The sequence below is a fragment of the Plastoroseomonas hellenica genome (assembly GCF_018129085.1).
GTDB lineage: Bacteria > Pseudomonadota > Alphaproteobacteria > Acetobacterales > Acetobacteraceae > Plastoroseomonas > Plastoroseomonas hellenica.
In genome coordinates this window covers 144090-160614 of sequence record NZ_JAAGBB010000013.1, presented here as the reverse complement: position 1 = coordinate 160614, position 16525 = coordinate 144090, and the positions used below count along the sequence as shown (strand labels likewise).

Annotated in this window: 18 protein-coding genes and 1 pseudogene; 6 read left to right on the top strand and 13 right to left on the bottom strand. The window is 69.6% G+C overall.

The features are described from left to right. The 3 genes from GXW71_RS12965 to GXW71_RS12955 form a co-directional block, all read right to left on the bottom strand. The coding region (locus tag GXW71_RS12965; RefSeq protein ID WP_211852935.1) for a hypothetical protein at window positions 1-344 on the bottom strand (344 nt) is incomplete at its 3' end. Window positions 345-346: 2 nt separating this feature from the next. Continuing rightward, on the bottom strand, window positions 347-868 hold the full coding sequence (locus tag GXW71_RS12960) for a biopolymer transporter ExbD (protein ID WP_211852934.1): 522 nt from the start codon (window positions 866-868) through the stop codon (window positions 347-349). Between the two features lie 5 nt (window positions 869-873). Further along, complete coding sequence (locus GXW71_RS12955; RefSeq protein WP_211852933.1) at window positions 874-1545, bottom strand: MotA/TolQ/ExbB proton channel family protein; 672 nt, start codon at window positions 1543-1545, stop codon at window positions 874-876. Window positions 1546-1965: 420 nt separating this feature from the next. Between GXW71_RS12955 and GXW71_RS12950 the strand changes: the two genes are divergently transcribed. The 4 genes from GXW71_RS12950 (at window position 1966) to GXW71_RS12935 (ending at window position 6529) form a co-directional block, all read left to right on the top strand. Beyond that, a complete protein-coding gene (locus tag GXW71_RS12950; protein WP_211852932.1) occupies window positions 1966-2955 on the top strand; it encodes a Bug family tripartite tricarboxylate transporter substrate binding protein in 990 nt (329 codons plus the stop codon). 134 nt (window positions 2956-3089) lie between these two features. After that, the gene (locus tag GXW71_RS12945) at window positions 3090-4718 is read left to right on the top strand and encodes an inorganic phosphate transporter (RefSeq protein WP_246526525.1); all 1629 of its coding nucleotides are present in this window, start codon (window positions 3090-3092) and stop codon (window positions 4716-4718) included. 157 nt (window positions 4719-4875) lie between these two features. Next, window positions 4876-5616, top strand: a complete 741-nt coding sequence (locus GXW71_RS12940; RefSeq protein WP_211852931.1) for an acetoacetate decarboxylase — start codon at window positions 4876-4878, stop codon at window positions 5614-5616. A 127-nt stretch (window positions 5617-5743) separates the two neighbouring features. Then, window positions 5744-6529: a 3-hydroxybutyrate dehydrogenase gene (locus tag GXW71_RS12935; RefSeq protein WP_211852930.1), complete on the top strand. Its 786-nt coding sequence runs from the start codon at window positions 5744-5746 to the stop codon at window positions 6527-6529. Between the two features lie 92 nt (window positions 6530-6621). Here the strand turns inward: GXW71_RS12935 and GXW71_RS12930 are convergent, their stop codons facing one another. The 3 genes from GXW71_RS12930 to GXW71_RS12920 all read right to left on the bottom strand — a co-directional run bounded on the left by GXW71_RS12930 (window position 6622) and on the right by GXW71_RS12920 (window position 7941). Continuing rightward, window positions 6622-6915: a hypothetical protein gene (locus GXW71_RS12930; RefSeq protein WP_211852929.1), complete on the bottom strand. Its 294-nt coding sequence runs from the start codon at window positions 6913-6915 to the stop codon at window positions 6622-6624. A 133-nt stretch (window positions 6916-7048) separates the two neighbouring features. After that, window positions 7049-7471, bottom strand: a complete 423-nt coding sequence (locus tag GXW71_RS12925; RefSeq protein ID WP_211852928.1) for a VOC family protein — start codon at window positions 7469-7471, stop codon at window positions 7049-7051. A gap of 116 nt (window positions 7472-7587) precedes the next feature. After that, window positions 7588-7941 carry a DUF1428 domain-containing protein gene (locus tag GXW71_RS12920; protein WP_211852927.1) on the bottom strand — a complete coding sequence of 118 codons (354 nt, stop codon included), beginning with the start codon at window positions 7939-7941 and terminating at the stop codon, window positions 7588-7590. A gap of 92 nt (window positions 7942-8033) precedes the next feature. Here GXW71_RS12920 and GXW71_RS34765 point away from each other — a divergent pair. Both GXW71_RS34765 and GXW71_RS12905 read left to right on the top strand, forming a co-directional pair. Further along, window positions 8034-8744, top strand: a pseudogene (locus GXW71_RS34765) (substrate-binding domain-containing protein). A gap of 296 nt (window positions 8745-9040) precedes the next feature. Further along, on the top strand, window positions 9041-9703 hold the full coding sequence (locus GXW71_RS12905; RefSeq protein ID WP_211852924.1) for a helix-turn-helix transcriptional regulator: 663 nt from the start codon (window positions 9041-9043) through the stop codon (window positions 9701-9703). Window positions 9704-9718: 15 nt separating this feature from the next. On the opposite strand, the gene GXW71_RS12900 is transcribed toward GXW71_RS12905, so the two are convergent. The 7 genes from GXW71_RS12900 to GXW71_RS12870 form a co-directional block, all read right to left on the bottom strand. Continuing rightward, on the bottom strand, window positions 9719-11092 hold the full coding sequence (locus GXW71_RS12900) for an L-serine ammonia-lyase (RefSeq protein WP_211852923.1): 1374 nt from the start codon (window positions 11090-11092) through the stop codon (window positions 9719-9721). A gap of 24 nt (window positions 11093-11116) precedes the next feature. Next, a complete protein-coding gene (locus GXW71_RS12895) occupies window positions 11117-11899 on the bottom strand; it encodes an ABC transporter ATP-binding protein (RefSeq protein WP_211852922.1) in 783 nt (260 codons plus the stop codon). After that, on the bottom strand, window positions 11896-12957 hold the full coding sequence (locus GXW71_RS12890; RefSeq protein ID WP_211852921.1) for a dihydrodipicolinate synthase family protein: 1062 nt from the start codon (window positions 12955-12957) through the stop codon (window positions 11896-11898). The genes GXW71_RS12895 and GXW71_RS12890 overlap by 4 nt, the downstream gene beginning before the upstream one ends. 20 nt (window positions 12958-12977) lie before the next feature. Then, window positions 12978-13817, bottom strand: a complete 840-nt coding sequence (locus tag GXW71_RS12885) for a GNAT family N-acetyltransferase (RefSeq protein ID WP_211852920.1) — start codon at window positions 13815-13817, stop codon at window positions 12978-12980. Then, window positions 13804-14856, bottom strand: coding sequence for an NAD-dependent epimerase/dehydratase family protein (locus GXW71_RS12880; RefSeq protein ID WP_211852919.1), 1053 nt, complete (start codon window positions 14854-14856; stop codon window positions 13804-13806). Before GXW71_RS12880 ends, GXW71_RS12885 begins: the two co-directional genes overlap by 14 nt. 3 nt (window positions 14857-14859) lie before the next feature. After that, a complete protein-coding gene (locus tag GXW71_RS12875) occupies window positions 14860-15681 on the bottom strand; it encodes an ABC transporter permease (RefSeq protein WP_211852918.1) in 822 nt (273 codons plus the stop codon). 77 nt (window positions 15682-15758) lie between these two features. Continuing rightward, window positions 15759-16421, bottom strand: a complete 663-nt coding sequence (locus GXW71_RS12870; RefSeq protein ID WP_211852917.1) for a TetR/AcrR family transcriptional regulator — start codon at window positions 16419-16421, stop codon at window positions 15759-15761. Window positions 16422-16525: the final 104 nt, after the last annotated feature.

Below are 16525 nucleotides of genomic sequence, written 5' to 3'. Positions count from 1 at the left end.
GGCGGCGGTTCCGGCTCCGGCGGCGGGGGCTCCGGCGGAGGCGGCTCGGGCGGGGGCGGCTCCGGTGGCGGCGGCTCGGGCTCGGGCGGCGGCGGTTCCTGCATCGGCTCCGGCTCCGCGATCGGCTGGATCGGCTCCGGCGGCGGCGGGGCCGGTTCCTGCATCGGCTCCGGCTCCGGGACAGGCTCGACCGGCTCTGGCTCCGGTGCCGGCTCGGCCATCGCCAGCTCGATCTGGGTCAGCTCCTCGACGGGCGGCTGATCCACCGCGCGCAGCAGCATGGCGATGGCCGCGCCGTGCACCAGCGCGGAAGCGCCATAGGCCAACCATCCAAGACGTCGCATGGTCAGGGCGCAGCGCTGGGCGCAGGTGTCGGTGCTGCCGGCGCCGAGGGAGCCGCGGCGGCCGGGGCTGCGGGTGCCGGGCTTCCGGCGGCCGGCGGCGGCGCGCCGGGGGTCGAGACCAGCGCGACGCGCGTGATGCCGGCGCGCGTCACCAGCGCCATCACCCGCAGCACGGTCCCGTATTCGAGCGCCCGGTCGGCGCGCAGATGCACCGCACGTTCCGGATCCTCCGCATGCACGGCGGCGAGGCGTTCCGGCAGCGCCGCTTCCTCCACCGCGTCACGGGCGATGAAGATGCCGCCCTGCGCGTCGATCGACAGCTCCAGCGGCGGCTTCGGGGGCGAGATCGGTGCAGCCGTGGTGCGCGGCAGGTTCACCGCGACACCGGTCGTGAGCATCGGCGCCGCGACCATGAAGATCACCAGCAGCACCAGCATGACGTCGACCAGCGGGGTGACGTTGATCTCGGAGACGGGGCTCGCCTCCTCGTCATCGCCGCCGCCGGGCATTGAGCCCATGGCCATGGCGATTACTCCGCCGCCGCGCCGCGCACCGCGGCGGGACGCGCCACGCGCGGCCGGCGCGCCAGGCGCTGCGCGATGGTGCCGATCGCCGAAAAGCCTTCCGCACGGATCCGGCCGAGGCGAATGGCGCAGCGGTTATAGGCCATCACCGCCGGGATCGCCGCCGCCAGGCCGATCGCGGTCGCGAACAGCGCTTCCGCGATGCCCGGGGCGACGGTCGCCAGGCTGGTGTCCTGGCGCTGCGCGATGCCGGAGAAGCTGTTCATGATGCCCCAGACGGTGCCGAACAGGCCGACGAAGGGCGCGACCGAACCGGTGGTCGCGAGGATCGGCAGCCCATGCTCCGCGAGGCGCATGCGCGCGGCGAAGACGCTGCGCATCGCACGCTCGATCCGGTCGCGGAATTCGCCGCCGCTCTCCTCGTCGTCGCGGCCCTCGCGCCATTCGGTGCCGCCAGCGCGCAGCACTTCCGCGGCGAGGCCGTCGCCCTGCGGCTGCTCGATCTCCTTGATCGCGCGCGCCTCGCGCGCCAGGCGGCCAAGGGTGATGAACTTCTCGATCATCACGCCCCAGCAGGCGATCGAGGCCAGTACCAGCAGCGCCATCACGCTTTTCACCACCGGATCGGCGGCGAGGATCAGCGCGGTCAGCGACAGGTCGGGTCCGTGCGGGGTCATGATTACTCTACTTCCTGCTTCTGGGCGCGATGCGAAGGATCACGCCAGGGCCACGAACGCGGCTCGCCGGCCGGCGAGCCCAAGGCGAGCGGACCCATGTCTCCGCATGGCACCGCGATGCACCGGATATTCCCCCCACCGGGGCGGTCTGCCCGCCGCCACCGGCCTGTCGCCCTATCAGTGCGCGGCCCGCGATGCCAACCCGGGAGGAGGCCAAGCCACTCCCCGCAGCGCGGAGGACGCGCAAGGCAGGGGGGGAAGCGCACGGATCATGGCTTGGCCACCTCTTGGACACGGCGTGCAGAAGGCTTGAAGCGTAACTGCGAGTCATTTGCAATTACGTTATCCGACAAGGCGCTTGCAAGCCAGCCCCGCGCGGCAAGAATGGCTGGCCCGCCGAGGCCCCTCCGAGGACCGCCGATGACCGTCAGCCGCCGCGCCCTGCTGGCCTCCCTCCCCGCCGCCGGCCTGCCATACGGTCCATGGGCGGCTTATGCGCAGACCGCCGATTGGCCCAGCCGCCCGGTGCGCATCATCCTGCCGGCGCCAGGCGGCGGCGGCACCGCCGATACCCTGGCCCGGATCGTCGCGCAGGAGTTGGAGAAGCGCCTGCCGCAGCGCTTCCTGGTGGACAACCGCGGCGGCGCCAACGGCAATATCGGCGCCCAGGCCGCGGCCCGTAGCGCGCCGGACGGCTATACCTTCCTCTGGTCCTGGGCCGGCACGCTGGCCACCAACCCGGCGCTCTACCGCGACCTGCCCTTCGACCCCGTGCGCGACTTCGACCCGGTGGTCCTGATCGGCAATGTGCCGAACATCCTGGTGGTGAACCGCGACCTGCCGGCCCGGACACTCGCCGAGTTCACCGCCTACGCCCGCGCCAATCCGGGCCGGATCAACTACGGCTCCTCCGGCAACGGCAGCTCCATGCATCTGGCGGGCGAGCTCTACCGCCAGGAGACGCGAACCGAGATGGTGCATGTCCCCTATGCGGCGCCGGCGGCTGCGATGACCGACCTGATCGCCGGCCGCCTGCAGGCGATGTTCAACCTGATGACCGGCACCGCCGGGCAGGTGCGCGCAGGCGAGGTCCGCGCCATCGCTGTGCTGTCCGAGACCCGCAGCCGCACCCTGCCCGACGTCCCGACCAGCGCCGAGCTCGGCATGCCGGACCTCGTCTTCGGCACCTGGTTCGGGTTGCTGGCGCCGAAGGGTACGCCGGCCACGGTGATCGGCGCCGCCAACGCCGCCATCAACGCGGTGCTCACCGATGCCGAGGCGCGGACGCGGCTCGAAGCCGCCGGCCTCGACATCCTGGGCGGGCCGCCGGAGCGCCTGGCGGCCCTGCTCTCGGCGGAGCTGGCACGCCATGCCGCCCTGGTCCGGGCAGCCGGAATCCGGATCGACTAACGGCCAGCTAAACTAGAACTTACCGCGTTGTAATCATTGGATTTCCTCTTCACCAGACGGTCTTGCAACCGTCATCCGGAGGCGGATCAGCGCGCGATAGGTGGAAGGCACCCCTGCCCCAGGAGCCCCCGCCGATGTCCGACGCCGCCTTGGCCACGAGGCCCATGGACCATCCCCCTGAGGTCCGGCGCCCCGAGCTCGACCAGAAGCCGCATTTCGCCGCCGCGCTCATCTTCCTCGCCATCCTGCTCGGCGGCATCGCCTATGCCGTTCGCAGCCTGACCGGCGACATGAGCGATGCGGGGGCCGAGCCGCTCGCGATCGGCGCCTTCGTCCTGCTCGGCATTGCGCTGCTGATCGCCCTCGGCTTCGAGTTCGTGAACGGCTTCCACGACACCGCGAATGCGGTCGCGACCGTCATCTACACCCACAGCCTGCCGCCCACGGTCGCCGTGATGTGGTCGGGCTTCTTCAACTTCCTCGGCGTGCTCACCTCGGCCGGCGGCGTCGCCTTCGGCATCATCAACCTGCTGCCAGTGGAGCTGATCCTGCAGGTCGGCAGCGGCGCCGGCTTCGCGATGATCTTCGCGCTGCTGATCGCGGCCATCATCTGGAATCTCGGCACCTGGGCGCTGGGCCTGCCGGCCTCCTCTTCGCACACGCTGATCGGTTCCATCATGGGCGTCGGCATCGCCAACCAGCTCATGGCGCCGGCCGGCAGCGCGACCTCCGGCGTCGACTGGTCGCAAGCGACCAGCACCTTCCAGGCGCTGCTGCTCAGCCCGCTGGTCGGCTTCGGCTGCGCCGCACTGCTGCTGGTCGCGATGCGCGCGCTGATCCGCAACCGCGCTCTCTACGAGGCACCAGCCGCCGACGGCGCGCCGCCGCTCTGGATTCGCGGCCTGCTGATCTTCACCTGCACCGGCGTCTCCTTCGCGCATGGCTCGAACGACGGGCAGAAGGGGATGGGCCTCATCATGCTCATCCTCATCGGCGCGGTGCCGACCGCCTATGCGCTGAACCGCGCCATGCCGGAAAGCGCGACGCCCGCCTTCATGGAGGCGACGACCCGGGCCGCCACCATCTTCGAAACCCGCGCCCAGGGTGCGCAGGTCCCGGTCGCCGACGCTCGCACCATCGTCGGCAATGCGGTCCGCGAGCGCAGCTTCGACAGTGGGCAAACCTTCGCTGCCCTCGCGGTGCTGACCCACGACATCGGCCGCCAGGTGCAGGAATACGGCGCCATCCGCCGCATCCCCGCCGCCGCCACCGGCAACATGCGCAACGACATGTACCTGGTCTCCGACGCGATCCGCCTGATGCCGACCCACGGCGCCCGCTTCGCGGCACCGGAGGCGACGACGCTCTCCGCCTATCGCTCGACCCTCGACGACAGCACCAAGTTCATCCCGCTCTGGGTCAAGGTGACGGTGGCGCTCGCGCTCGGCCTCGGCACCATGGTGGGCTGGAAGCGCATCGTGGTGACGGTCGGCGAGAAGATCGGCAAGACGCACATGACCTACGCACAGGGTGCGGTGGCGGAGCTCGTCGCGGCGGCGACCATCGGTGCGGCCGATGTCTATCATCTTCCAGTCTCGACCACGCATGTGCTCTCCTCCGGCGTCGCCGGCACCATGGCGGCGAGTGGTGCCGGGCTGCAGTGGTCCACGGTGCGCAGCATGCTGATGGCCTGGGTGCTGACCCTGCCGGCGGCGATCGCGCTGGCGGGCAGCCTCTATTTCCTGCTGCGCCAGGTCATGTGACGGCCCCGGGGGCGGCCGCACGCGGCCGCCCCCGCAGGTGCATCTTTCACCGGTTCGAGCGATCGCGGCCGGGTGGGACCTGCTTCAAAGCGCCAGGCGACAGCCCGGCGCCCAAGCGCCTCCTCCTCCCGCACTCCAATGAACGGACAACCGGACGATGACGCCCGACGAGATCCTGCGTGCGCCTTCGATGCCGCTCGCAAGCCCAAGCTTCCCGCGCGGCCCGTATCGCTTCGTGGACCGCGAGTACTTCATCATCTCCTACCTGACCGATGCCGCGGCGATCCGCGCCGCCCTGCCCGAGCCGCTGGAGCCGCTCGAGGATCCGGTGGTGCACTATGAATGGATCCGCATGCCCGACAGCTCCGGCTTCGGCGACTACACCGAGACCGGTGTCGTCATCCCCTGCCGCTTTCAGGGCCGCATCTGCAGCTTCACGGCGCAGATGTACCTCAATGACGAAGCGCCGATCGCCGCCGGCCGCGAGATCTGGGGCTTCCCGAAGAAATACGCGCATCCGAAATTCGTGCTGAAGACCGACACCGTGATCGGCACGCTGGATTATGCGGGCGAGCGCGTCGCCACCGGCACCATGGCCTACAAGCACAACCAGGTCACCGACATGGGTGCGGTGCTGGCGGCGATGACGCGGCAGCAGATCAACCTGAAGCTGATCCCGCATGTCGACGGCAATCCTGCCATCTGTCAGTTGGTCGGCTACGAGCTCACCGAGATCACGCTGAAGGGCGCCTGGACCAGCCCGGCGCGGTTGCATCTGGTGCCGCACGCCAATGCACCGGTCGCCGATCTGCCCGTGCGCGAGGTGGTCAGCGGCACGCATTATATCGCCGACCTGACGCTGCCCTTCGGCCGGGTGCTGCACGACTACCTGGGCTGACCGCCGGATGCGAATTCATCAACTTGCCACGCAGATGCGTCCATCCACGATTGCGCGCCCTCGCGGCCATTGGCATCAGCCATGATGCCGTGGCGTCGCCATGACCGCCGGCAGAGGAGAAATCCGCATGAGCCTCAGGGGCAAGGTCGCGCTGGTCACCGGATCCACCTCCGGGATCGGCCTCGGCATCGCGCAGGCGCTGGCCGAAGCCGGCGCGGATATCGTCTTCAACGGCTTCGGCGATCCCGCTGAGATCGAGGCGCTCCGGCGCGAGACGGAAAGCCGCTACGGCATCCGGGCCATCGCCGTGCCGGCGGATGTCAGCAAGCCGGAGGACTGCGCGGCGATGGTCGCTCGCGCGCAGGAGGAGCTCGGCAGCCTCGACATCCTCGTGAACAATGCCGGCATCCAGTTCACCGCCGACATCGAGGACTTCCCGATCGAGAAGTGGAACCAGATCATCGCCATCAACCTCTCGGGCGCCTTCTACGGGATGCACGCGGCGCTGCCGGGCATGAAGGCGAAGGGCTGGGGCCGCGTGGTCAACATCGCCTCCGCGCATGGGCTGGTCGGCTCGGCCCAGAAATCCGCCTATGTCGCGGCGAAACACGGCATCATCGGCCTCACCAAGGTGGCGGGGCTCGAGAATGCCAATGCCGGCGTCACCGTGAATGCCGTCTGCCCGGGCTGGGTGCTGACCCCGCTGGTCGAGAAGCAGATCGCCGACCGCGCCCGCGCGAACGGCACCACGGAGGAGCAGGAATCGCACGCGCTGCTGGCCGAGAAGCAGCCGATGCTGCGCTTCTCGACGCCCGCCCATATCGCGGCGGCCGTGCTCTACCTCTGCTCCGACGGAGCCGCCACGGTGACCGGGACGCAGATCTCGGTCGATGGCGGCTGGGTCGCGCGCTGATCCGGCATCGCGGCCGGCGAGCGCAGCGGAAATCGCCTTGGAACCCGTGATACAGGTCTTTCCCGGCGATTCCGCCTCGACCCCATCGCGCTCTAGCGGCGGGTCGTCGTCCTATTCTCGTCCAGCGGCGTGCGAACCTCGGGGTTCCGCCACACTGGGCGACCCAGATTGACGTCCTGCGGCGACGTGGTCGCACCAGTGACGGCACCGGCGCCGCCGCCCACCACAGCACCGACAGCGGCGCCGACCGGACCACCGAAGGCACCGACGCCGGCGCCCGTCGCGGCGCCGGCGGCTGCACCGCCCTGCACCCTGTCCCGTTCATTCGTGCCACACGCCGCCAGGACCAGAGCAAGGCCGACGGCACCGATCCAGTTCCTCTTCATGGCCAGTGTCTCCTTTCCAGCAAAGAGACAACGCGGCTCTGGCAACAAAGTTTTCGCGGCGGCCGCAGGCGCCGCCCCGGCGGTCACCCATCCAGGCGGGCCATAGCGGTCCCCGCTGCTTTCAAACGGCCTCTCAGGCCTTGGCCATTGCCGTCTGCGCCGCCGCGACGTCCATCCACATAACCTCCCAGATGTGGCCGTCCGGATCCTCGAAGCTGCGGCCATACATGAAGCCGTAATCCTGCTTCGGGCAGGGATCGACCTTGCCGCCCGCAGTCCAGGCCTTGTCGACCATCGCATCCACCGCCTCGCGGCTGTCGGCGGAGATGCAGATCAGCACCTCGCTGTTGGTCTTCGCATCGGCGATCGCCTTGGGCGTGAACTGGCGGAACTTGTCATGGGTCAGCAGCATCGCGTGGATGGTCTCGGAGAAGACCATGCAGGATGCCGTCCCGTCGCAGAACTGCTCGTTCTTGGTCGCGCCCACCGCTTCGTAAAAGGCGGTCGCACGCGGCAGGTCGCTGACGGGCAGATTGATGAAGATCAGCTTGCTCATGACGGATTCCTCTCGATGGCCTTGGTCGAAGGACGATCGGGCGCATCCCGGCCCGACAGTCGGTGATGGATCTTTTCGGTGGGGTGGGTGTCGCCGGCGGCAGCCCGCGGGCGCGGTCAGAGCTGCAGGAAGGTCTCGAAGCCGCCATAGATCATGCGCTTGCCGTCGAACGGCATCTCGGCGGGATTGTGCTTCAGCCGGGGATCGGCCATGACCTTCGCGACGATCCGGTCACGCTCCTGCCGGGACTCGTAGACGATCCAGGAGAAGATGACGGTCTCATCCTCGCTGGCCTGCACGGCGCGCGGGAAGGAGGTGAGCTTGCCATAAGGCACGTCGTCGCCGATGCACTCCACATAGGCGAGCGCGCCATGGTCCTTCCAGACCTCGCCCGCGGTCCGGGCCAGCGCCTTGTAGGCCTCGATCTTGTCCTTCTGCACCGCAACAATGAAGCCATCGACATAGGGCATGGGAGCCTCCTTCTCTATGGACTGCTCTGAGGACGATCGGGCAGGCGCCGATTCCGACACCCTCCCCAAAATTTTTCCGATCCCATGCTGCCATGCCCCGGCCCCGGGTCCATGGTTGCGCCCGATATCGTGAGCAGGGTACCGGGGCGGCCGGCTGCGCCCCGGTCAGCGAGACCTATGGGCCGTCGGGGCTGCTGCGCCAGCGCATCGCCGCCGGCGAAGCCTTCGATGTCTTCGCCAGCGCCAAAATGGAACACCCGGAAACCTGGGTCGCGAGCGGGAGCGCCCGACCGTTCTCTTCGCGCGCAACCGCCTCTGCGCCATCGCCCGGCCGGGCATGGCCGTGACGACGGAGACGCTGCTCGAGCGGATGCTCGATCTCTCGGTGCGGCTCGGCACCTCCACGCCACGCGCCGATCCGGCCGGTGACTATGCCTTCGCCCTCCCCGGGCGCCCGCGCCGCGCTGGAGGCGAAGGCGCTCACCTTAACCAGCGGCGCCGACAGCGCCCGCCCGCCGGCCGGCCGCGATCCTTATGCTTGGCAGTTCGAGCGCGGTGCCGCCGAGCTCTTCCTCACTTATTGCACCAGTACAGCGTTGGCCCGCGCGGCCGATCCCGCCCTGCAGCAGGTCGCGATACCCGCGTCGCTCTCGGTCGCCGCCGATTGCGGGCTGATCCTGCTCTCCGACCGTCCGGAGGCCGCGCGCCTCGCGCTGTTCATCCTCTCGCCCGCCGGCCAGGCGGTGCTTGCCCGGCACGGCTTCGACGCGCCGGGGGTGGTGGCATCCCTACCAACACGGTGAAAACCGGTGATTTCCCTCCGCGGGCGACATCCGCGAGATCCTGCGTGCTCCGGTGCATCCGCCCGCCAGCGCGTGTCTGTGGACAGGCTGCGGTGGCATCGGGCAGGATCGTCCCGGCTTCGCAAGCGATAACCAGCAAGGCGTGAAGCACACCCCATAACCGCGACACGCGTCGCGCATCCACAGGTGTGATCATGCCTATTGGCGCCCTTCGCCCACCCGGCGTCGCTCCACGCCATCCTGTCCCGATCGAGAAAGGCTTCGACGCCGGCGGTTGGTTCGCTGGGCGAGCCGCCGTGCGGCCGCTCAGCAATGACATGCGGGGCCATGCTTCCGCGCAGGACGTCGCGGGCGCGCTCCATCAGGGCTGGCGCATCATGCTGGAGGCCATCGAGGATTCGGCGCTGCTCACCAATGCCGATGCCCGGGTCATGTTTGCCAATCGCGATGCCGAGATGCTCCTCCGTCACGGTGAATGGCTGCGTCTGCGCGATGGCCGGCTGCACGCGGCGCGCCCGGTCGATCAGGCCAGGCTCAGCGCCGCCATTCGCAGCGCCGTGCTCAGCCCTGGCCTGCAGCGCCAGAAGGTGCGGATCGCGATCGGCACAGCCGAAGGCGGCATCCCCTGCATCGCGACGATCGGCACAGCCACGGGCCTGCCCTTCGCAGAGGCCGGCCTGCCGCGTCCGGCAGCCCTGTTGATCCTGCGCGATCCCTCCCCCAGTGTCGACGCGGCACTGCTCCGCGCGTTGTTCGGCCTGACGGATGCGGAAGCGCGGATCGCCGCGCATATCGCGCAGGGCTTGCCGCTCCGCGTGGCATCCCGATGCGAGGGCGTCGCCCATTCGACGGCACGCACGCATCTCCAGGCCGTATTCGGCAAGGTCGGCGTGCATTCGCAATCGGCGCTGGCGAGCGTGCTGGCACGGCTGCCGCGGCGCGAGCGTCAGGAGGGATAGGCCCCGCTCAGGTTCTCAGCATTCGGTGACGTTCACCGCGAGGCCGCCGAGCGAGGTCTCCTTATATTTCGACTGCATGTCGATGCCGGTCTGCCGCATGGTGCGGATGACGTCGTCGAGCGAGACATGGTGCGCGCCGTCGCCGCGCAGCGCCAGGCGCGCGGCGATGATCGCCTTGTTGGCACCGAGGGCATTGCGCTCGATGCAGGGGATCTGCACCAGGCCGCCCACGGGGTCGCAGGTCAGGCCGAGATTATGCTCCATGCCGATCTCGGCAGCATTCTCCACCTGCGCCGGCGTACCACCCATGGCCGCGGCGAGCCCGGCCGCCGCCATGGAACAGGCGACGCCGACCTCGCCCTGGCAGCCGACCTCGGCGCCGGAGATCGAGGCGTTGCGCTTGTAGAGGACGCCGATCGCGGCCGCGGTCAGCAGCAGGTCGAAGACCCCCTGCTCGGTCGCACCGGTGACGAAGCGTTCATAGTAATGCATCACCGCGGGGACGATGCCGGCGGCACCATTGGTCGGCGCGGTCACCACGCGGCCGCCCGCCGCATTCTCCTCATTCACCGCGATCGCGAACAGGCTGACCCAGTCGGAGGCGATCATCGGATCGGATTCGCGGGGCCGGACCAGCAGGTCCCGATGCAGGGCGGCGGCGCGGCGACGCAGATGCATGCGTCCGGGAAGCTGGCCCTCGCCCCGCATGCCGCGCTCGATGCAGTCGCGCATGGCATCGCGGATGCGGCGCAGCCCGGCATCGACCTCCTGCGTGGCGCGGCCCCGCGCCTGCTCATTCTCCCGCATCATGGCCGCGATGCCGAGGCCGCTTTCGGCGGCCATGGCCAGCATCTCCTGCCCGGAGCCGAAGGCGTAAGGCAGTGCCGCCGCAGCGGGCGGCACCGGCTGCGCCAATTCCTGCGCCGTCGCGACGAAGCCGCCGCCGATCGAGTAGCAGACCAGGCTGTCCAGCACCGCGCCGGCGGCATCGAAGCCCGTGAAGCGCATGCCGTTGGTGTGGCCGGGCAGCACCTCCCCGCGATGCATCAGCAGGTCCTCGGCTTCCGTGAAGCGCAGCAGGTGGCGGCCCGCCAGCGGCAGCCGCCCTTCCGCCCGGATGCGCGCGACCATCCCCGGCGCCGCGTCGGGGTCCAGATGCTCCGGCGTCTCACCCGAGAGGCCAAGCAGGATGGCGATATCCGTCGCATGGCCGCGCCCGGTCAGGGCCAGGGAGCCGAAGACCTCCGCCAGCACGCGCGCGACGCTGCCCAGCATATTCTTCTCGGCGAGCCCCCGCGCGAAGCCCGCGGCGGCGCGCATCGGCCCGACGGTGTGGGAGCTCGATGGTCCGATGCCGATGCGGAAGATGTCGAAGGCGCCGAAATCCATCCGCCTGCTCCCTGGCTCCGTCCGTCAGCCTAAGCCCAGCAAGGCGTAGATCCTGCGAACATACTGCCCGAAGGCCTCCGTCGTCTTGATGTCGAGGCCGCGATCGGCCGGCAGGTCGATGTCGAAGACATCCGCCATACGGGCCGGGCCGGCGGTCAGCACGGCGCAGCGGCCACCAAGGAAGACCGCTTCCTGGATGGAATGGGTGACGAAGAGGATGGTCTTGCCGCTCTCCCGCCAGATGCGCCGCATCTCCAGGTTCATGCGTTCCCGCGTCAAGGCGTCGAGCGCGCCGAAGGGCTCATCCATCAGGATCAGCTTGGGGTCGTGCAGCAGGGCGCGGGCGATGGCGGCGCGCTGCTGCATGCCGCCGGAGAGCTCATAGGGGTATTTGTCCTCGAAGCCCTTCAGCCCGACCATGGCGAGCAGGTCCCGTGCCCGCGCTTCCGCCGCGCGCCTCGGCAGGCCGAGGATCTCGGCCGGCAACATGACATTGCGCAGGACGGTGCGCCATTTCAGCAGCAGTGCCTGCTGGAAGACCATGCCGACATCACGGCCGGGCGTGAAGGCACTGCCGGCGCTGCCGATCCGGACCTCCCCGCCATCCGCGTCATGCAGCCCGGCCAGGATCTTCAGCACCGTGGTCTTGCCGCAGCCGGAGGGGCCGACGAGGGCCACCATGTCGCCTTCCCGCACCTCCATCGTGACGTTGGAGACCGCGATGAAGCGCTGCCCGCCGCTGCGATAGACCTTGCTGACGTCGCGCAGGCGGATCAGCGGCTCCGGGATTTGCAAGGCAGCGCTCATGACAGCCAACGGTCCCGGTGGGCGGCAACGAAGGCATCGTCGGAGAGATCGGCATGCTCGCGGCAGACCCGGTCGATGGCCTCAGCCTGACCCGGGCTCAGCCCTTCCTTGGGGTCGAGGCACCAGATGCCCTCGAGCAGGCCCTGGCGCCGCAGCACTTCGTGGCAGCCGGCGATGCAGCCATGGAAGTCGTGCGCCACGTCGAAGAAGGCGGCGTTGCAATCGGTGACGCGGGCATCAAGAGCGAGAAGCTCGGCCGGCACCGCGCCGCCATCGGCTGCCGCCTGCAACCGGGCCAGCAGCCGCGCCGCTTGCCGGGTCCAGACCGACCAGTGCCCGAGCAAGCCGCCGCGGAAGCGCACCGTCACCGGCGCGCCATCGCGCATGGCGGCGAAGGGCGTCAGCAGGTCCAGCACGATATGGTCATCATTGCCGGTGTAGAGCGCGATGCGCTGCTCGGCGCGGGCCGCCACCAGGCCGCGCACCACGTCCAGCGTGCGATAGCGGTTGAAGGGCGCGGCCTTGATCGCGACGACATTGTCGATGCCGCAGAATTCGGCCCAGAACGCCGCGTCCAGCTCCATGCCGCCGACCGCCGGCTGCAGGTAGAAACCGACCAGCGGGATCTCCTCCGCGACCCGCCGGCAATGGGCGATGATCTCGGCCTGTGGAGCGCCGCGCATCGCGGCGAGGCTCAGCAGGCCCGCATGGTAGCCGAGCGAGACGGCCAGCCGCGCCTCCCGCACCGCCTGATCGGTGTTGCCGCAGACGCCGGCGATCATCACCAGCGGCCGGTCGGTCCAGGCGCGCGCATCCTCCATGGCGGCGGCCAACACGGGCTCATGGAGGCCGACATCGCGGATCGCGAACTGGGTGGTGTGCACGCCGACGGCGAGCCCGCCAGCGCCGGCATCGAGGTAGTAGCGGGTGAGCGCGCGCTGGCGGCGACGATCCAGCCGGCGCTCCGCGTCGAGCGCCAGGGGATGGGCGGGGATGGCGGTGCCGGCCGCCAGCAGCGTGCGGACGGCGTCCGGAATGGCAGAGCGGTGCAGTCCCATCGAGCCTTCGTCTCCTCTCGTCAACCGAGTTCCGGCCCCGCCACGGCGAAGAGGCGATCAGGATCGCCGAATGCCTCCCGCCGTTCCAGCGCCATGCGCAGGAAGGGCCGTTCCTGCCGGAAGCCGTTGTCCTGCAGCAGACGCGCCAGGCCTTCCCACCGCGTCGGCAGATCGACCAGCACCGGTCCGGAGACGCGAGCGAGTGCCGCGGCCAACAGACGCCGTGCCGTGACCTCATCCGGTGCGACCAGCGGGCCGATCTGCATGGCTTGACGCCCGGGCCGCGCCAGCACGAAGCCGTCGCCGCCGGCCAGCATCACCGCCGGTGCGGGTGCGCGCCGCCACAGGCTGGTCAGAATCTCGCTGCGGGCAGCGCCGAAGGCAGCCGCGTCGAGCGCCGTGATGGTCGGGAGATCATCCGCGCCGACCGGCCGGAGATCCTCCGCCGATGATATCGCGCCGGCGGCTTCGCCGCGCCAGCGCATCAGAGAAAGGACCGGCCGGAAGCCAAGCGGGTGGTAGATGCGCTCCCCGGCCGGCGTCGCGTCCAGCGCCGGCACCTGGTCCGTCGCCGTCAGCGCCGCGATGGCGTGGCGCAGCAGCAGGGTGCCGGCGCCCCGTCCACGCGCGGCCGCGGTCACCAGCACCATGCTGACCCAGCCGAAGCCGCTATAGGGCAGGATCGCTGCGGTGCCGAGCAGGCGGCCGGCATCCGAAACGCCATGCATGGCGCCGTGGTCGAGGAAGATGCGCCAATCCTCCGTCACCTGGTTCCAGCCGGCCTCGGCCGACAGGGCGAGTGCGGCGGGCAGCGCCGCCGCGTCCAGGCGATGTGGCGTGAGGACGTCAGTAAGCGCCATCCCGCACCTCGAAATGCGTAGGCTTGCCGTAGCTCGGCTGGGCGCGCGCCACCCAATCCGCCACCCAGTCGATCATCCGCGCCAGCGGCACCACGGGATAGCCAAAGAGGCCGGCCGCCTGGGTCGCGTTGTTCAACCAGGCGGTCGGCGCCTCCTCCCCCGTCAGCACGGGGGCACGGCCCAGGCGCTGGCCGAAGACCTGCGCCAGCCAGCGGACCGAGATGGTCTCCGGCCCGGTGACGTTGAGCGGCGATGCCGGCACCGTCGCCTGGCGCAGGCAGCGCAGCGCCTGGGCATTGGCATCGCCCTGCCAGATGACGTTGACATGGCCCATGGTGACGTCGACGGGGTCGCCGTCGCGCACCGCGCGGGCGATGTCGAACAGCACGCCGTAGCGCAGGTCGATCGCGTAGTTCAGCCGGAACAGGCGCCCGGGCGTGCCGTGCCGGGCGGAGAAATGGCTCATCATCCGCTCCCGCCCGATGCAGGAATTCGCGTATTCGCCGGGCGGCGTCAGCGGGCTGTCCTCGGTCGAGCCCTGGCCGGAGACCGGCACGAAGGGATAGACGCAGCCGGTCGAGAAGGTGACGATCCGCGACGCCCGGAACGCCTCCGCGACCAAGGCAGGGACATGGACGTTCATCGCCCAGGTCAATGGCTGGTCACCTTGCGCGCCGAACTTGCGGCCGGCCATTAGGATGACATTGGCAGCCTGCGGCAGCGCAGCGATCGCGTCGCGGTCCAGGAGGTCGCAGGCGATGGTCTCGACGCCATGGCGCGTGAGCGTCTCCTTCAGGCCGGGCTCGCTGAAGCGGGCCACGCCGAAGACCCGCTTGCCCGGTGCGGCGTTGCGCGCGAGGCGCGCCAGCGTCGGCCCCATCTTGCCGCCGACACCGAGCACCAGGATGTCGCCATCCAGCGCCGCCAGATCCTCGACCAAAGCGCGGCTCGGCCGGGCCAGGAACTGGTCCAGCGCCTCCGCATCGGCGAAGCGCTCGGGGAGGGCAGCAGCATCGAGCCAGTCGGTGGAGCCGGTCATCGGCTACTTCCTTGCATCTCTGGGAACGAAGATCCGCTCCAGCAGCAGCACGGCGAGATAGAGCGCGATGCCGAGGAGGGTGAGCAGCAACACCGCCATGAACATGGCTGCCGTGTCGAGCGAGGCCTGCACCTGGATCATCAGGTAAGCGAGGCCGCGATCGGAGGCGATGAATTCGCCGACCACAGCGCCGGCGACGGCGAGGATGGCGGCGACTTTCATGCCGGAGAAGATGTAGGGCAGCGAACCCGGCAGTTGGATGGTGCGGAACATCGCCCAGCGGGAGCCTTTCAGGGACCGCACCAGGTCGAGCAGGTCCGGCTCGACCTCGCGCAGGCCGCGCAGCGTGGTCAGCAGGATCGGGAAGAAGCAGAGGCTGAAGGTGATCAGCATGTTGGTGCCGATGCCGTAGCTGAACCAGACGATCACCAGCGGGCCGAGTGCCACCTTGGGGATCATGTTCAGGGTGACCAGCAGCGGGAAGAGCGCGAGCGTCAGCAGCCGCGACCAGGAGAAGAGCAGCGCCAGCCCGACGCCGGCCACGAGCGACAGCAGATAGCCGCCCAGGATCTCGATGGCGGTGACCCAGGTGTTGCCGGCCCAGTCGTAGTTGGGGCGGGCCAGGGTCGCGATGATGTCGGTGGGCGCCGGCAGCACGACCGCCGGCAAGGCTGCGGCGCGGACCCCGAGCTGCCAGACCAGCACCAGTGCCGCGTGCACGCCGAAGACCGCGAGCCAGTGCAGCAGGGTCTGCCGCAGCTCGGCGCGGCGCTGGGCCGCGGCAGCCTGGCCCGCCAGGGCGGCATCCTCCGCGACGCTCTCCATCCCGCACCTCGTTCCGTCGGTTTCGAGCTTAGGGAGTTGCCATCACATATGTCAACCAACCAGTTGACTGATTCTGCTCAGGGTCGCAGCGCCGCCAGCGCGAAGGCGATCACATGCCGTCGCCGTGCGGAGACGGCGCGGGCGGAGCTGAGTTCGCGCCCGAAGATCGCCGACAGGGTGCGGTTGTTGGAGAAGTAGAAATAGGAAAGTGCCGCGATCGAGATATAGACGTCGACCGGATCCATGTCGGTGCGGAACACGCCGTCCTGCCCGCCCCGCTCCAGCGTCTGGCCGAGCAGTGCGATCAGCGGCGACTGCATCTCCTGCAGCCGGCCCGAGCCACGGACATGGGGTGCGCCCTGGCGGTTCTCGTCATTCAGCAGCGCCACGAATTCCGGATGCTCCACCAGGTAGTCGAAGGAGAAGCCGATCAGCCGCTCCATCGCCATCAGCGGTGGCAGATCGCCAAGTTGCAGCGCCTGTTCCTGGGCGCGGATGCCGGCATAGACCTGCTCCAGGGCGACCCGGTACAGCTCCTCCTTGCTGCCGAAGTGATGGTAGACGAGCTGCTTGTTGACGCTGGCGCGCCGCGCGATCTCATCCACCCGGGCGCCGGCCAGGCCCTTCTCGGCGAATTCGGCGACCGCAGCGGCGAGGAGTGCGCGCTGCGTCGCTTCGGGATCGCGCTGCCCGCGGACGCGTTCGGGAACCGGGGACGAGGGGCTGGATTCGGACGCCATGATTCACTCTATCAACCAACCAAATGGTTGGATAGGATGCCGTGCGCATGGCAGCGGCCGCAGAGCAGGGCACCAGCACGGAAATCGCACGCATGGCGGTCGTC

Bases quoted from the DNA above. Each gene is read 5' to 3' on its own strand.
- GXW71_RS12960 (WP_211852934.1), bottom strand. From the start codon at position 868: ATGGCCATGGGCTCAATGCCCGGCGGCGGCGATGACGAGGAGGCGAGC.
- GXW71_RS12955 (WP_211852933.1), bottom strand. From the start codon at position 1,545: ATGACCCCGCACGGACCCGACCTGTCGCTGACCGCGCTGATCCTCGCC.
- GXW71_RS12950 (WP_211852932.1), top strand. From the start codon at position 1,966: ATGACCGTCAGCCGCCGCGCCCTGCTGGCCTCCCTCCCCGCCGCCGGC.
- GXW71_RS12945 (WP_246526525.1), top strand. From the start codon at position 3,090: ATGTCCGACGCCGCCTTGGCCACGAGGCCCATGGACCATCCCCCTGAG.
- GXW71_RS12940 (WP_211852931.1), top strand. From the start codon at position 4,876: ATGACGCCCGACGAGATCCTGCGTGCGCCTTCGATGCCGCTCGCAAGC.
- GXW71_RS12935 (WP_211852930.1), top strand. From the start codon at position 5,744: ATGAGCCTCAGGGGCAAGGTCGCGCTGGTCACCGGATCCACCTCCGGG.
- GXW71_RS12930 (WP_211852929.1), bottom strand. From the start codon at position 6,915: ATGAAGAGGAACTGGATCGGTGCCGTCGGCCTTGCTCTGGTCCTGGCG.
- GXW71_RS12925 (WP_211852928.1), bottom strand. From the start codon at position 7,471: ATGAGCAAGCTGATCTTCATCAATCTGCCCGTCAGCGACCTGCCGCGT.
- GXW71_RS12920 (WP_211852927.1), bottom strand. From the start codon at position 7,941: ATGCCCTATGTCGATGGCTTCATTGTTGCGGTGCAGAAGGACAAGATC.
- GXW71_RS12900 (WP_211852923.1), bottom strand. From the start codon at position 11,092: ATGGATTTCGGCGCCTTCGACATCTTCCGCATCGGCATCGGACCATCG.
- GXW71_RS12895 (WP_211852922.1), bottom strand. From the start codon at position 11,899: ATGAGCGCTGCCTTGCAAATCCCGGAGCCGCTGATCCGCCTGCGCGAC.
- GXW71_RS12890 (WP_211852921.1), bottom strand. From the start codon at position 12,957: ATGGGACTGCACCGCTCTGCCATTCCGGACGCCGTCCGCACGCTGCTG.
- GXW71_RS12885 (WP_211852920.1), bottom strand. From the start codon at position 13,817: ATGGCGCTTACTGACGTCCTCACGCCACATCGCCTGGACGCGGCGGCG.
- GXW71_RS12880 (WP_211852919.1), bottom strand. From the start codon at position 14,856: ATGACCGGCTCCACCGACTGGCTCGATGCTGCTGCCCTCCCCGAGCGC.
- GXW71_RS12875 (WP_211852918.1), bottom strand. From the start codon at position 15,681: ATGGAGAGCGTCGCGGAGGATGCCGCCCTGGCGGGCCAGGCTGCCGCG.
- GXW71_RS12870 (WP_211852917.1), bottom strand. From the start codon at position 16,421: ATGGCGTCCGAATCCAGCCCCTCGTCCCCGGTTCCCGAACGCGTCCGC.